Genomic DNA, 16,641 nt, shown 5'->3' on the forward strand with positions numbered 1-16,641 from the left:
AACTTTTTTAAAAGTTGTCTAATCTAATTCCAATACGTCATGTCGTTGTCTATATAAGTATTCGTTAAAAAATTAGGCGGTTTGTTGTTGCTATTATTTTAATACTCAACAACTCAATTCTAATTCCTACTTGCCACCACAGAATTATGAGAAATTCGTAAGGCTTTACTAAGATTTTGGAACAACCTTACGAATTTTAAAGAGATAACTTTATCAGCGAAAACTACTAAATTTCTAATTGGTAGCTATTTGTTTATTTACTACGCTTTCTAATTTGTCTTGCAGTCAATAAAAACTTGTTGATTTTGCAATCTTTCAACGTTTTAATTCCTTCTACGACCGTTGCAGCATTGAGTTTTGCCCCTGCAAAATTGGTGTGGGTGTGGTCAATCGGGAAGAAGTCTGCTTTCAATTTTGCTTCATTCGATAATTCGTATTTTGAAGCAACCATTTCATTCAAATCTACAAAAAATGCTCCTGCTGTTTGGGCTGATTCTGCTGCCCATTTGGTGTAACCGTCTCTTGGAATTTTTCCTTCTTTCCAAACATTACGTGGCACAGGCGAAAACACAATGGCAGTTGCTCCTTTTTCGTTGGTTTCGGTGATGTATTTTCTCATATACCACCCGTAAGAATGCACGATTTCATGCTTTTTAGTAAGCATATTATCAATTTCTTGGGTTTCTTCGCCTGTTCCTTTGATGCTTCCTCTGGCTCTGGTGGTATCGTTGATTGCACCGCCATCGTTATGCCCAAATTGCATCATGACGTAATCTCCTTTTTTGAGATTTTTCAAAATTTTATCCCAACGTCCTTCTGTTAAAAATGTACGGCTACTTCTCCCTCCAATGGCATGGTTTTCAATATGGATTTTGGTTGTATCGAAATGTTCGTAAACGATACTTCCCCAACCCCATTGTCCGTCTGAGCCTTTTCCAGAACCATTTTTCACCGTAGAATCTCCAATGATATAGAGTGTTGGTTTGGTTTTTTGTTTGGCACTTATTAAGCAAATACAGCTTAATACCAAGAAAATATATTTTTTCATTTTTGTTTTGTAACACAGACTTTAGTCTGTCTATTTTAATTACAGCCTGAAGTCTGTGTTACTTCATTTTATAAACTTCTGCTCCTGCTAAAAGGAAACATCCTACGCCATAGTCATCAAAATTTGGTACTTTGTCAAATGAAAGTGGTTGACCATCTTTTGGTTCTTTTCCTGTTCCTTGCACATAGCCCAAAAATCCATTTGGATGCACGCAATCTTTTATCATAGCATTCATGGCTTTGGCAATTATTGGTTTGTACGTTTTTTTACTAATCAAACCTTTATTGATTCCCCAAGCCATTCCGTAGGTAAATAGTGCTGTTCCTGTAAGTTCTTTTCCTCCAAAATCAGTTTCGTCCATTAAGCTCACATTCCAAAAACCATCTTTTCTTTGTAAAGGCGGTAGAGCTTGCATCATTTCTAAATAAGTCTTCAAATATTCTTCACGATGTGGAGCATTTTTGGGCATAATATCTAATACTCGAACCAAAGCAGCAACAACCCAACCATCCCCACGTGACCAATAGCAACTTTTACCCGCTGGCGTTACATAAGGTGGGTCAAAATCTTTATCTCTATACCAAAGTTTTTCTACTGGATTATACAAACCTTTGTCGCCATGTACATTTTTGGTGTACATATACATTTCGTACATTTTTTCATAATAGCGATTGTCCTTATAAATTACGCCCAACTGAGCAAAAACAGGCATTGCCATTTGTAGAGCATCAATCCACGACCAATCATCTTTTTTTTCACTATTGACCATGAAATCCATGCTCTCTTTAATGTCTTTGATACGCTCTGGTTTTGGGTCAATCATGTACAAGTCAATGTAGGTTTGTCCACAACATTGGTCATCTCCATTTCTGGTTTTTGTACCGTTTCTAAGTCCCCATTTGTGAGCTTCTCCCCAAGCAACGGCATAATCATAATAGCGTTTTTGCTTATCAACTTTATACAGAGCCATTAATCCTTCATAATATACGCCACGAGTCCAAATATTACTTGGACGAGTTTTATCGGCTGCCCAAATAGGTTTACTTACGTCCGACCATTCGGTCATGAAATAGTCATTAGCTGCAGTAATTGCTTTTAAAACTTCTTGTTTTTTAGGCATATTTTGTGCATCTGAATTGATGCTTAATGCCATGATAATTAGCCCAATACTAAGGGTTTTGAAATACATATATATTTGTTTGTTCATATTCTTAAATGGTCATTTATTTTGTAACACAGGCTTTAATATTGATTTACAGACTAAAGTCTGTGTTACAAAAAACGTCACCTCAATAATCTACTCTTTTACAATTTTTAAAGAATCATTCCCATTTGAAGATTCTATTTGGATAATATAACTACCCACTGGAATTTTCGCTCCAATTTCACATTCGTCTTTACAATGGTGGCTTTCTACTTTTTGCCCATTCGTCGTGATGATTGAATAGGTAAATTTTCCTTGCATTTTTAACTGAAATGAATGTTTTGATGGGTTTGGAAAAACCGTTGCTTTATGTGTGACATTCTCTTCAATTCCTGTAATAAGTTGCGTACCTTCTCTGGCAATTAACTGAATATTAGGTTTTGGCGGTTTATTCATACCATCGCCTAAATAAAAACTTGGGTGTGGTGGTTGATTATAAGCCGAATTTTGCCAAGCAATTGCCACTCTATATTGCGGGTCGTGCATGAGCGTATAAATTCTGTTAGTTGCAGGAATAGTCGTTGTAAATATTCTCAATGAAGTATTATCTGTTTTTCTAAGGATAACTTCTTCACGCCAATCTCCTAAAATATCTGCACTCAAATTTGGAGTTGCTTTTGTTCCATTATTAGAAGAATAATCTGTTGCAGTTAAAATGCGGTTAGCTTTTCCGTTCAAATAATCCCATTTATCAATATGATTTCCGTCTAATAATTCACGAGAAAGGTCAGCGTCCCACCAAACGGCAAAGTTCATAGATGGTCTTGCCGTTCCAATTGAGTTTCCTTTGCAATCATATAATCCTCCCGTAGCTCCCCAACATTCATATCCTTTATAACGTGGGTCAATGTCAATTGCCAAAGCACGACCAATATCTTTATTTTCGCCATCAACACCCCAAAGTGGCGTGCCTGTTTTAGCATCTCTAAATTCAAGTCCGTAAGCACCATATTTTGAAGGACTTTCATGCGACTGCCAAATTTCTTGTCCTTCACGGTCGGGGTTCATATCGGTCATGTGCAGAGCATCGCCGTGTCCCAAATGATTCGTATATAAACCTTTTCCATCATCATCAATGGCACTACTTCCATTAAAGATTTCATCTTTTCCGTCACCATCAACGTCTCCAACAGTCATTTGGTGATTGCCTTGATACTCGTAATCTTTATTATTATTGTTGCTATCAAAAACCCAACGAGAAGTCAATTTTCCATCACGCCAATCCCATGCAGCTCTAACCAAACGAGTATAATAACCACGCCCCATCACAAGGCTTGGGCGTTGTCCGTCTAAATAAGCAACTGCCGCAATGAATCTATCCACACGGTTTCCGTAATTATCGCCCCAACTTTCTACCGTTCCACGAGCAGGCAAATAATCAGTTGTTGCCATTGCTTCGCCAGTTTGTCCGTTGAAAATTGTCAAAAATTCTGGCCCCGCAAGTACATAGCCCGACTTATTACGATAGTCTGCTTTTTCATCTCCGATTAATTTTCCTTTTCCATCAATTGTACCATCGGCAGTTTTACAAGCGATTTCTGCCTTTCCGTCAGAATCAAAGTCATAAACCATAAATTGGGTATAATGAGCTCCTGCACGAATATTTTTACCTAAATCAATACGCCATAATTGCGTTCCGTCCAATTTCAAAGCATCTAAATACACATTTCCTGTATAACCGCTTTGAGAATTATCTTTTGAATTTGAAGGGTCCCATTTCAAAATTATTTCATATTCTCCGTCACCATCTACATCACCTACACTACAATCATTGGCATTGTAGGTATATTCTACGCCGTCGGGAGTGATGCCCCCAACAGGAGCTTTTAGTGGAATATCTAAATAGGCTTGTTCCCAAGTTTTTGATTTTTCAGAATCTCTTTGCTCAACATTATTGATAATGGCACGAACCGTATAGGTAGCATTCCCACTTGAATTATCAATAAAATTGGTAGTCGTGAAAACAGGAGAACTGTTTATTTTTACACCATCTTTATAAACATTAAAGGTTGTTGATTCTGGTTCTGTTCCTAATAAACGCCAACTTAAAAATACTTGGGTTGGGTTGGTACGCACAGCAATTAGTCCACGATTGAGGTTCTCAACCAAACGTTGACCTTGACAAATGGTGGCAAAAAGTAGAAATACAATGAGGAAACGTGCGTGCATTAGGAAAAGGTTTATGAGACTTTGCGTTTTAGGATTCAAAAACATTAACCGCCGACAGGGTTTATGCAACCGCTGTCGGGGTCATGTAAATTATCCCAATTTTACTATAGTTTACTTTTAATATTTTTAATCAATTGCTCAGAATTGACCCTGATATTTTATCCTATAAAGTGTTATTTAGACACATTAATTATCACAAAAAACGTTAATTTCCATCAGGTTTAACTACTGGTATTGCTGGACTTGCCGGAAAATCCCATGTTTGTAAATTATCTGGAAAATGTGGGTCAAATGGTTGCGTTTCCACTAAATATTTAGAAATTGGCAATTGTATTTTTTTAATTTCTTCAACGATACATTTCGCTAATTGGTACGCTCCATAATTGCTAAAATGAGTATTGTCTGCAATGGCTTTATCTTGGTTAGGATATGTATTAGCAGATACATGAACAAATGCTTTTTTAGACTCCTCTACTCCCATACTTTCCCAAAGAATTTTACTTATGGCATTTAGGTCTATCAAAGGAACACTGTATTCTTGAGCGGTTAGTCTCATTGCCTCTGGAAAATCGCCAAGTGTATTAATTATCTTTCCATTTTCATCAAAATTTCGACGGTGCATAGACGTTACCAATACAGGATTCCCTCCTTTTTGACGAGTTCTCTCTATAAAGTCTTTAAGTAAGTTTCTATACTCAATAAAAGGTCTAAAATCTTTGATTTTTTGGTCATTATGAGCGAATTCAACAAATAAATAATCGCCCTTTTTCATCTGTGACAATATCTTTTCTAATCTATTTTCACTCACAAAACTTTTCAAAGACTCTCCTGATTCTGCATGGTTGGCAATGGCAATTTTCTGCGGATTAAAAAACCTTGGAATCATTTGTCCCCATGCCGTAAAAGGTTCTTGAATTTGGTCAACTACCGTAGAATTGCCCGCTAAAAAAACCGTAATAGCCTTTTTATTTGGTCTAATTTCAATACTTCTTACGGCAGGATTTTTACCACAAAATTCAAACGTTAATTGGTTATCCCAATGTAAATAAGATGATTCTCGTGGTTTTAATTCTACGCTTCTTGTCTCATCAATTTTAGCATTTCTAATATTTACCGTAAACGTTTTGGTTACAGTTTCACCTTTAGCAACTTGTATTTTTTCAAGAACCAACCTTCTATTCTCAACTTTAATTGTGGTCTCAGATTCAGTGGTATTACTACCAAACTGCATAATCACATCGTAATTTCCTTCAGATATATCAAAAGTAAAATAACGGTTATTTGTTCCTTTCACATAGCCATAAGCTTGAACAGGAGTATAAATAAGTTCGGGTGATATTGTGACAAAACCTTTTTTACTTAGTGCCTCAAAATTGAACTTTTGAGGCACTTGGGCAAATGTAAGTTGAGACATCAATACAATCAAGAAAATTAGTTTTTTCATTTTTGTAATAACTGAACTGAACTATCGTTTATCTCAAATTTCTTGTTTTTCAATAAATTTATCACTTCTGAACCTGCTAAAATTACAGGGCCATATCCATGTGCTGCAAATGGGCTGATTGGACGGTGATAGTAAAATGCAGGGTCAAAACCCATTCCTGTACCTACACAAGTGCCATCTACTTGACCTTTTTCTGTGATTTTCGTTGCTACGGCATTCCAACCTAAAAGTGCCATTGGTGCATAAGCAAGACCATCTATCCAACCACGATTGATAGCACGAGCAATAGCATAAGTATAAATTGCGGTGGCTGATGTTTCAAGGTAAGAATCCTCACGGTCAAGCAATTGATGCCAAAATCCTGAACCTGACTGATAACCTGTTAAGCCTTTTACGTGTGCTTTTAATAAGGCTAAAATTTCTGGACGAGCAGGATGATTTTCTGGTAAAACGTCTAACAATTCAACTTTCGTAAGAATTGCCCAACCGTTGGCTCTTGCCCAGTGAAATTGTGGATGTTCGGTCATGCCTTCAATCCAACCGTGCATATATACGTTCTTATCTTTGTTGAACATTTTTTTAGAAAAAGACAAGACTTGACGTGCCGCTTCATCATAATATTTTTTGTCGCCTGTGAGTTTTCCCATTTGAGCTAAAGCAGGAATTCCCATAAACATATCATCTAACCAAAGTGAGTTTGGTTGTGGACGATTTCTTGCTAAAGTTCCATCTTTCAAACGGTGTTCTTTGTTAAGAATATAGTCAATATGCGAATCAATCAACGGGCGAAAATTAGATTTACTTCCTTCACGAGATGCCTTAATCATGGCAGCACACATCGCTCCGCAATCATCTAAAGCGTGCGGTGTCAATAATCCTTTTAATGGTCCTTTTGTTCCCCAATCTGCGTGTTCTTCAGTTGTTTTTTTGAAGAATGGAGCAGCATTGGCTATAAATTGTAATCTTTTTTCAGAGTATTCTTTAAAACGTGCATCACCAGTAGCTTGACTTGCCAATAACATCGCTCCATAAGTAACTCCCCATTCATAACTTACAATTCTGAAATCGCCTTTTTTCAAAGCTGTATTTTCATCTAATTTTGATAAATCTGTAACGGTTTCACCAGTTTTTGAATTAATAAATTCAGCGGGTGTTACTTCATTCAAATACGCATGAATTTTATCCAAAGAACCTTTTATTTCTTCTGCTTTTGGAATACCATAATTAATTGGGTAATCTGGTCTTAACAAATGTAAAGGCGTGTTTGAGTCATTCGCATTTGTAACATTTCTTTGAGCATAAAGACCTGTTGAACTAACTAAAAGAGTAAAAATTAATACAATGTTTTTTTTCATTTTTTGATTTTGCTTAGTCAACTCTATAATATTAGAATTGTACAGCGGAAGAGACTATCTCCTTTGAAAAATTATATTTATTCATCAAAAATACTAAATAGCCTCACTGTTGCCGTCCTGTACTCTACTACCTTATAGATGAAGTTATTGTATGATATTATCTAATTTTTTGTACTAAAATATCCTAATGATTATTTCCACTTTGTTTTCCAAATAGGATAATCCTTCTCTAATAAAGCTTTAGCCCAAACCCCATAATAGGCATATCCTACCCTACGTTCATTTTCAATTTCTGCAAGGGTACTTTTAGGAATACTATTTCTGCCTACAAAAAATGGTTTGTTGGTATCCAGCTCATAAAATCTTGCCCAAACTACTGAGTTAGGGTCTTCTACAACAATTCTGTCTTTTCCTTTCGGTTGGCTTGCATCTGGAATATCTTTGGTTTTAATTCCTACAATTTTTACTGATTCCAACCATTCTACTGCCGACTGAATCGATTTCTTAATTTCTGCCGAAGGTTTATCAATACTCATTAAAAATCGAGTAATTCCAACACTTTCATTACCCGAAAGCGAAGGTAATTCAAACATTCTGGCTTTAGCAGGTTTTAAGGTTTTTCTGTCGTGTTGAGCACACCAAGCAGTCAATTTTCCGTTTTGAACAACCTGAGTTTTCAAAATACACTGTATGCCTTTTTCAAGGGCTATTTTTGCATTTTGAGCGATTTTCTTATCAATTTTCTCAAAATCATGTGTACATTCTGAAGCATATTTCATAATCCACATCACATCAATCATGGCGTTGTCATTATAAGTAATATGTTTATGATAGCCACTTGAATCTGGATAAAATTGCCCCCAACCTCCTGCTGAATTTTGAGCGGTTATCAAATAATTAATTCCATTTTCAACTGCCTTCAAATAAACGGGATTCTGTGTTTTTTGATAAGCACTTGCCAATCCTTTTATTTCACGAGTTGTGGCTTGGTCATCAATTGTGGCATCTAAAAGCGGTTTTTCAGCCAATAAAGTCGCCTTTAGTTTTTCAGAAATAGCCAAATCATACTTTATGGGGTCGCCATGAGGTTGAGGAAAACCTCCATTGTTACGTTGGTACAATAGCATCTTTTCAGCGGTAGAGTCTGTCACCATTTGCCCATGTGAAGACAACGCCAAAAAAGTTAGAGATGCAATAAATAAGACATTTTTTACCATGATTATAGTTAATTGAAGCAATTGTGCATTCGATATGAAGAGTGAAAGGAATTATATAAAAATCGTAAGTTGATAAGTCAATACATTATGAACTTGATAACCCTTAAAGTATTTGACCATAAAAATCTAATGAAGTTAGCATCAATAAATAAATCTTAAAATCATGCAGGATACGCATTATTGCCTTTTGTGTATTTTCAGAATTCCTAAAAACTTCCTTAAATATTGGGTAATTATGCTTTCATATTGGCTTTATGAGTCTGTATCATTTTACCGAATTATGAATAAGGATAAACGTTATCGTTATTCACACCACAAAACATAATACATGAAAAACATCATTACTTTTCTTTTTTGGGGATTAACTGTTTTCTCTTCCTTTTCTCAAAAAATAACGGTTGCCAAAGACGGTTCGGGAGCTTTCAAAAGTATCCAAGATGCCATCAATAGTCTGGATAGTACAACTACTAAAACCCGAACTATCTATATTAAAAATGGGGTCTATTCTGAAAAATTGATGATTGCCAAATCGTTCATAAAATTGGAAGGACAAAGCGAAGCAGGCGTCATTATTCGTATTGCTCAACCAAGAGATATTTGGCGTTGTGCCAATACCGATGACTACGGGGCAGCCACTATCAATGTAAAAGGACATGATTTAACTTTTGAAAAACTTACCGTTTTGAATGACTACGGTTTTACGGCAAAAAAAGACACAACAATTATCTGTAATACCGATGCTGGTGGCGTAGGTGCTGCTAATAAAGGTTATGCCATTCACCGAGAAAGCTCTGAAGAAGTTGGTAAAAAGGTAGTCAGAAAAGACGGACATCAATTTGCTTTTCGGTCAATGCCAGGAGCTACTCGTTTAATTTTCAAAAACTGTACTTTCCGTGCAGGCGGTGGTGATACCGTGAGTCCGTGGGACGTAGAAGGCGGAATGTTCTATTTTAAGGACTGTACCATGGAAGGGGGCGTTGATTTCTATTGCCCGAGAGGTTGGGCTTGGGCTGAAAACTGTCATTTTGTTTGCCATAACATGAACGCCGCTATCTGGCACGACGGTTCTAATCATGAATCTGCCAAAACGGTTTTGAAAAACTGTACTTTCGAGGGCGACAAAGGATATAAATTGGGGCGTTATCATCGTCCTGCCCAGTTTTATTTATTGGATTGTCAATTTGATGAAAATATGGCTGATGCCGAAATCTACCACGTATCAAGCAGTCCAATGCCACAATGGGGACATAGAGTTTATTATCAAAACTGCCATAGAAAAGCGGGCGACTATCAATGGCACGCCAATAATTTTACTATCGACCCAAAAACAGTAACCGTTCAATGGACTTTTGAAGGAAAATGGAATCCTTTGAAATAAAGAATATATCATAAAAACTCGTTTTTAAAACTGAAATAGTGCTAAAAGGCTATTTACTTCAAATTAATACAAATGAAAAAAATACTTTCAATAATTGCTCTGACGCTCATTTTTGCCTTCAAATCGGCAGATGATAAACCAAGAATTTTCTTAATTGGCGACTCCACTTGTGCCAATAAAAATCCTTATGATGAACCAGAAATGGGTTGGGGACAGGCATTCCCTCAATTATTTACGAATGCCGTTGAAATTCAAAATCATGCTGTAAACGGACGTAGCACCAAAAGTTTCAGAACGTTGGGACATTGGAAAAAAGTAAACGACCAATTACACAAAGGTGATTTTGTTTTTATTCAATTTGGACATAATGACCAAAAAGAATCAGACACCACACGTTACGCAGCTCCGCAAACGGATTATCGTAAAAACTTGATTCGCTACATTGAGGAAACGCAAGCAAAAGGTGCTACGCCAATTTTGCTTACGCCCGTAATGCGTAGAAAATTTGATGAAAACGGCAAGTTCGTTGACCAACACGGCGAATACCCAAAAGTTGTTCGTGAAATTGCTCAACAATATCATTTATACTTGATTGATGCACACAAGGAAAGTCAAAAAATCATTGAGCAACACGGTGTGGAAGGTTCTAAAAAAATGTTCATGATTTTTGGAGGAGGTATTTATTCTAAATTCCCCAAAAGTAATGAAGACAATACGCACTTTTCGCCTTATGGAGCGAGATTAATGGCAAATATGGTAGCAGATGAAATGGTTAAACAAGGGAATCCACTAAAAAGCTTCTTGAAAAAAACTGAATTTGTGGATAAATATGAATATGAATTGCCAGTTGTTTATCGTCCTACATTCAAAAAAGATACTTTCAACATTGTTCGTTACGGAGCAAAAGCAGATGGACTTACGGTAAATACAAAAGCCATCAATCAAGCCATAGAATTATGTAATGCCGCAGGCGGTGGAACAGTGTTGATTCCGAAAGGACTTTGGGTAACAGGACCAATCGTTTTGAAAAGCAATGTAAATCTTCATGTTGAAAAAGGGGCTTTATTGCAATTCAGCCGTAATTATGCCGATTATCCAATCGTACTAACTACTTGGGAAGGACAAGATTCATACCGTTGTCAAGCTCCAATCGGTGGATTTGATTTAGAAAATATTGCTATCACAGGTGCTGGCGTAATTGATGGTGGCGGAGACGTTTGGCGTGCCATCAAAAGAGATAAAATGACGGCTGGACAATGGTCGAAATTGATTAAAACAGGTGTTACCAATGAGAAAAAAGATATGTGGTATCCTTCTGAAAAGTCATTGAAAGGCAACCAAATTCCTAATGCTGGACGATTGAGAAAAGACAGCGTAGGTACATATACCATACGTCCAAGCATGGAAGAATTGGAATCTTACAAAGATTTCCTTCGTCCAAATATGTTGAGTCTAACTCGTTGTAAAAATATTATTTTAGAAGGATTTACGCTTCAAAATTCTCCTGCGTGGACAATGCACCCGCTTTTATGCGACCATATCACCGTTAGAAATGTTACGGTAAATAATCCTTGGTATGCACAAAACAGTGATGCTATTGACTTAGAATCTTGCCGTAATGGTATCTTGGAAGGTTGTAATTTTAGCACAGGCGATGACGGAATTACGATTAAATCTGGACGAGATGAGCAAGGACGTAAACGTGGTGTACCAACCGAAAACTTTATCGTTAAAAATAATATCGTTTACCATGCACATGGCGGATTTGTGATTGGTTCAGAGATGTCGGGAGGTGTGAGAAATATGTTTATTTCTGACTGTACTTTTATGGGTTCTGACGTTGGTTTACGTTTCAAAACTGCTCGTGGACGTGGTGGCGTTGTTGAAAATATTTATGTGAATAATGTAAATATGACCGAAATTCCGGGAGAAGCCGTTTTATTTGATATGTACTACGCTGCAAAAGACCCAGTTTTGGCATCGGGAGAATCATTGGCATCAGGTGAAGTAAAAGAATTACCAGAAATTAAAGCAGAACCTGTAAGCGAAGCAACCCCACAATTCAAGAATTTCTTTATTCAAAATATTGTGTGTAAAGGAGCTGAAACAGGGATTTTGATTAGAGGTTTACCAGAAATGGCAATCAAAAATATCAATATCGAAAATGCTATTCTTGAATGCAACAAAGGTTTACTTTGTATTGAAGCTCAGGACATTAACTTGAAAAACATCACACTTTTGACCCAAGATAATACCATCGGACAAATTCAGAATAGTCAAAACGTAACACTTGATGGAATTAAATTTGGCACTAATGCAGAAACATTCTTAAAAGTTCAAGGTACACGCTCAAAAGCAATTCGCTTATTGAACACAGATATTAAAAATGTGAAAAATGGCGTTGTTTTAGGAAATAAAGTAAGCAATAGCGTTGTTTTGAAGAAATAGATGGAGTGAAGGGTTTATGAGATTATGAGTTTATGAGTGGAAAGTTTATGAGTGGAAAGTTTATGAGTTTATGAGTTATTGGTTTATGAGTGAAAAGTTTAAAGTACAATTTCTCATAAACTCTTAACTCATAAACCCTAAACTCATAAACTCTTAACTCATAAACCCTAAACTCATAAACCCATAAACCCATAAACTCATAAATCATAAACTCATAAACTTTAAACTCATAAACTTTAAACTCATAAACTTTAAACTCATAAACTCATAAACTCATAAACTTTCCACTCATAAACTCATAAACTTTAAACTCATAAACTCATAAACTTTAAACTCATAAACTTTCCACTCATAAACTCATAAACTTTAAACTTTAAACTCATAAACTCCCCCCCCCCTCTCCAAAACTATACAAAAACGGAGCTTTATGAGCCTTTCCTGAAAACTGTTTTTCATGTCTCTGCAAAAGTCCTAAACCTAAAATTTTCCGCTGAAAAGTTCCTCGGTGTAATTTCTCTCCTAATATCTCTTCATACACTTTTTGCAATTCTGTTAAAGTAAATAATGGTGGCAAAAGATTCGTTCCTACTAATTTCCGTTCCAAATTATCCCGTAAAGTTTGTAAGGCTTTCGCTACAATTTCGGCATGGTCGAGCATCAAAGTTGGTAATTCATTTATATCATACCAATCACAAGAATCTGATAACGCATCGGGTGTTGGTACCACCTCACGATAATTAATCAAGGCATAATATGCCACCGAAATAAATCTATCCAACATCCATTGGTAAGGCTCTACATTATGTTCGTTGGCTTCTAAAATCGTCTGCATAATTTCAGGTTTATAGCGAGTCACGTCCCCAAAAGTATAAAACTGTTCCAAGTAAATATTTGCTAAACCTGTTCTTTCTTTCAATCCTCTCCTTACAGCATCATTCAAATTTTCATCTCTTTGCACAAATCCACCTGGTAAGGCATACAAACCTGTATTATGATATTTCATGATGAGAATTTTCAGTTTTTCTCCCGAAAAACCAAAAATGACTGAGTCATAAGCTATGTGGCGTAAAAAGGTAGTTTCGTTCACTTTTGTTAGGGGTTGGGGGTTGGGATTTAGGGGTTGGAGTTAGCATCATAGCCATCAGGTTAAGTAAAAATAAGTCAGAAGCCAGAACAATGAATGGAGAATTTAGAAGTAATGCTGCGACTTTCCTTCTTCATTCTTAATACACTGTTTAATAAGTTTTTTCAACTTCTCGAAACAATATCCATTGCGGGTAAAAAACTTTCGGGAAGTCCCTTAATCAAACATTTTAGGATAAAAATTATTCAGAAAATTTATTAAACAGTGTACTTAATTCCTTGGAACTTCCCGAAATAACTTCGTTAAGGGTTAAACTCACAATGGATATTGTTTCGGGAAATTGAGCCGAAAAACCTCCCTAAATCCTAAAACCTAACCCCCAACCCCTAAATCACAAATATAAATTTTTCACAAATAAATAGGATTAATTTTAAAAACCAATTATTATTGTCTCAAAATGCGACAATAATAAATTTAACCTAAAAAAATGAAAAAAATAGTCTATTTATTCGGACTGCTTTGTCTTGCTAATTTTTCAGGAATGGCACAAGGAAATAATGCTTTTGCAGTACAAACTACCATTGAAAATGGTGTGATTGAAGGGAATTACGACACAAAGTCGGGTATTCAAACTTATTTTGGAGTCCCTTTCGCAAAACCACCCGTTGGTGAATTACGTTGGAAAGCTCCACAACCTTTAGCAAATTGGACGGGCGTAAAAGAAACCAAGAAATTTGGTGCAAGACCAATGCAAACGGTTGTTTTTGGCGATATGAATTCACGTTCAAACGGTGTAAGTGAAGACTGTCTTTACCTAAATGTTTGGACACCTACCAAAAGAAACACAAAAGATTTACCCGTTTTAGTGTATTTCTATGGTGGTGGTAACGTTGCGGGCGATGGTTCAGAACCACGTTATGACGGAGAAAGTATGTCGAAAAAAGGAATTGTAGTTGTTACTTGCAACTATCGTTTGAACATTTTTGGCAATTTTGCTCACCCAGAATTAAGTGCTGAAACCTCATACAAAGGTTCTGGAAATTATGGATATTTCGACCAAATTGCCGCTTTAAAATGGGTTCAGAAAAACATTGCTCAGTTTGGTGGTGACCCTAAAAAAGTAACGATTGCAGGAGAATCAGCAGGTTCTATTTCAGTGAGTTATCAAATGGCTTCTCCATTATCAAAAGGCTTAATTGCTGGAGCTATCGGAGAAAGTGGTGCAGGAATTAACCCAACTATGGCTCCTGTAACTTTGGCAGAAGCTGAAAAACAAGGAGCTGAATTTGCCCAAAAAGCAGGTGTACCTTCTTTAAAACAATTGAGAGCTTTATCAACAAGAGAAGTGTACGAAATGTACAACGAATCTAAAAGATTTGGTTTTCCTGTTGTGTTAGATGGATATTTCTTACCAAAAACGCTTCCACAAATCTTCGGAGCAAAAGAACAAGCACAAGTACCTCTTTTAGTAGGTTGGAACTCTGCCGAAATCCCGGGAATGGCATTTATGCAAGGAAAACCTTATACGGCTGAAAACTTCACTGCTAAAGTAAAAGAAGCGTATCCTGCTGATTTTGAGGAAGTTTTAAAAATGTATCCACACAGTTCAGACAAAGAAGTTGAATTATCTGCTACGGCTTTAGCATCAGACAGATTCATTTCTTATAGCACATGGAAATGGTTTGATTTGCACCGTAATAATTCTTCACAACCTGTTTATCGTTATTTGTATAGCAAAATCAGACCTGATTTAGTAGATAATTCTATGGCTTCTGGTTTAGCGGGTGGTACAGTGAAAAAAGATGCAAATGCTCCAAAACCTCCTGCTCCCGTAGGTGCTCCACACGCTTGCGAAATTGAATATTGCATGGGAAATCTTCATTTGGTAAAAGAATATGCTTGGACTCCAGAAGATTATAAAGTATCAGATACGATGTTTAACTACTTTGCCAATTTCATCAAAACGGGAAATCCTAACGGTGGAAAATTACCAGAATGGACGGCTGCAAAAGCAGGTGATGCAACTCCTCCAGTAATGATTATTGATGTTGAGTCAAAAACTGAAAAAGCTATTAACGACGCTCGTTATGAGTTTTTAGATAAAGCTTTTAAGAATAAGTAAGACAGGTTTCCAACCTGTCAAAAAAACTTACTAAGCTTTTAATCTTCAACTTCTCGAAAGTTTTAAAACTTTCGAGAAGTTACTCCAAGTCAAATATTATACTGATAGGTTTTCAACTTATCAAAAAACTTACTGACAGGTTGGAAACCTGTCCTACAATATCAATCGTAAATGTAAAATACAATGACAACAAGAAGAGAATTTTTAAAAAATACATCCCTTTTGGCTACCGCTGCTGCGATAACACCTTTTGCTAATATCATGGCAGAATTGAAACAGGAAAACAAATTAGGTATTCAGCTTTTTTCTATCCCAAAAATGCTTTCTGAGGATTATATGGGTGGAATCAAAATGTTACAATCTTTGGGTTATAAAGAATTAGAACTTTTCGGCCCTTTTCCATTCAGTGCAGAAAAAGCTAAAAAAAGTTGGGAAGGTGCTGGTAAAATGTTAGGATTTTCAGGTAGTGGATATTTTGGAAGAACTGCTCAAGACGTGAAAAAAATCCTTGATGACCACGGAATGACAAGTCCGGGAACACATACAGACTTGGAAACTTTAGAAACAAACATGGGTGCATTGGGAGAAGCTGCTCATATTTTAGGGCATAAATATGTTACGCTTCCAGCCATTCCTGATGATAGACGCCAAACGCTTGATGATTACAAACGTATTGCTGAGGCATTCAACAAAATTGGTGAAAGTGCTAAAAAACAAGGCATTAAGTTTGGATATCACAATCATGGATATGGTATCAAACCGATGAACGGACAAGTTCCTCTTCAAATTATTTTGGATAATACCGACCCTAATTTGGTATTTTTTGAAATGGACATTTTCTGGACAACCGCAGGTGGAGCAGACCCAATTGAGTATTTAACGAAATATTCAAACCGCTATAAAATGTTGCATTTGAAGGACATGAAGGAGAAAAAGCAATTCGCAGGTGACGGTGGCGGAATGGGCGACTGGATGCCAATGTTTGCTTTAATGGCTTCAGCAGGTGATGGCGTACTTGATTTACAAGGAATTGTAAAAAAAGCAAAAGAAGTAGGTGTTGAACATTTCTTTGTAGAACAAGATATGGTAAAAGACCCTGCTATCGCCCTAAAACGTAGTTCTGATTATTTGACAAGCAAGATTTAATGAATAATTGATAATGGACAGTTGTC

General features: G+C 36.4%; 12 protein-coding genes. 5 read left to right on the forward strand and 7 right to left on the reverse strand.

All coding sequences use genetic code 11. From position 1 onward, the window contains the following. Positions 1 to 253: 253 nt before the first annotated feature. The 6 genes from LV89_RS20580 to pelA form a co-directional block, all read right to left on the reverse strand. Positions 254 to 1,048: a rhamnogalacturonan acetylesterase gene (locus tag LV89_RS20580; protein ID WP_109744814.1), complete on the reverse strand. Its 795-nt coding sequence runs from the start codon at positions 1,046 to 1,048 to the stop codon at positions 254 to 256. 58 nt (positions 1,049 to 1,106) lie between these two features. Beyond that, entirely contained in the window at positions 1,107 to 2,255 is a 1,149-nt protein-coding gene (locus LV89_RS20585) for a glycoside hydrolase family 88/105 protein (protein WP_374755155.1), read from the reverse strand. A 90-nt stretch (positions 2,256 to 2,345) separates the two neighbouring features. Then, entirely contained in the window at positions 2,346 to 4,421 is a 2,076-nt protein-coding gene (locus tag LV89_RS20590; RefSeq protein ID WP_158279648.1) for a rhamnogalacturonan lyase family protein, read from the reverse strand. A gap of 205 nt (positions 4,422 to 4,626) precedes the next feature. After that, positions 4,627 to 5,865: a rhamnogalacturonan acetylesterase gene (locus LV89_RS20595; protein ID WP_109744816.1), complete on the reverse strand. Its 1,239-nt coding sequence runs from the start codon at positions 5,863 to 5,865 to the stop codon at positions 4,627 to 4,629. Continuing rightward, on the reverse strand, positions 5,862 to 7,220 hold the full coding sequence (locus LV89_RS20600; RefSeq protein ID WP_109744817.1) for a glycoside hydrolase family 88/105 protein: 1,359 nt from the start codon (positions 7,218 to 7,220) through the stop codon (positions 5,862 to 5,864). Before LV89_RS20600 ends, LV89_RS20595 begins: the two co-directional genes overlap by 4 nt. Before the next feature lie 191 nt (positions 7,221 to 7,411). Continuing rightward, entirely contained in the window at positions 7,412 to 8,437 is a 1,026-nt protein-coding gene (gene pelA, locus LV89_RS20605; protein WP_109744818.1) for a pectate lyase, read from the reverse strand. Positions 8,438 to 8,600: 163 nt separating this feature from the next. Between pelA and LV89_RS25330 the strand changes: the two genes are divergently transcribed. From LV89_RS25330 to LV89_RS20615, 3 genes are all read left to right on the forward strand, one after another. After that, positions 8,601 to 8,762 carry a hypothetical protein gene (locus LV89_RS25330; protein ID WP_158279649.1) on the forward strand — a complete coding sequence of 54 codons (162 nt, stop codon included), beginning with the start codon at positions 8,601 to 8,603 and terminating at the stop codon, positions 8,760 to 8,762. A 3-nt stretch (positions 8,763 to 8,765) separates the two neighbouring features. After that, a complete protein-coding gene (locus LV89_RS20610; protein WP_109744819.1) occupies positions 8,766 to 9,815 on the forward strand; it encodes a pectinesterase family protein in 1,050 nt (349 codons plus the stop codon). 72 nt (positions 9,816 to 9,887) lie between these two features. Then, positions 9,888 to 12,263: a glycosyl hydrolase family 28 protein gene (locus LV89_RS20615; protein ID WP_109744820.1), complete on the forward strand. Its 2,376-nt coding sequence runs from the start codon at positions 9,888 to 9,890 to the stop codon at positions 12,261 to 12,263. Between the two features lie 379 nt (positions 12,264 to 12,642). Here the strand turns inward: LV89_RS20615 and LV89_RS20620 are convergent, their stop codons facing one another. Beyond that, complete coding sequence (locus LV89_RS20620) at positions 12,643 to 13,350, reverse strand: NUDIX hydrolase (RefSeq protein ID WP_109744821.1); 708 nt, start codon at positions 13,348 to 13,350, stop codon at positions 12,643 to 12,645. Between the two features lie 484 nt (positions 13,351 to 13,834). On the opposite strand from LV89_RS20620, the gene LV89_RS20625 reads away from it, so the two are divergent. Together LV89_RS20625 and LV89_RS20630 are read left to right on the forward strand one after the other, a co-directional pair. Further along, on the forward strand, positions 13,835 to 15,469 hold the full coding sequence (locus tag LV89_RS20625) for a carboxylesterase/lipase family protein (RefSeq protein WP_109744822.1): 1,635 nt from the start codon (positions 13,835 to 13,837) through the stop codon (positions 15,467 to 15,469). A 183-nt stretch (positions 15,470 to 15,652) separates the two neighbouring features. Beyond that, entirely contained in the window at positions 15,653 to 16,615 is a 963-nt protein-coding gene (locus tag LV89_RS20630) for a sugar phosphate isomerase/epimerase family protein (RefSeq protein WP_109744823.1), read from the forward strand. The last annotated feature ends 26 nt before the right edge of the window (positions 16,616 to 16,641 follow it).

Source organism: Arcicella aurantiaca (assembly GCF_003148625.1).
Classification (GTDB): Bacteria; Bacteroidota; Bacteroidia; order Cytophagales; family Spirosomataceae; genus Arcicella; species Arcicella aurantiaca.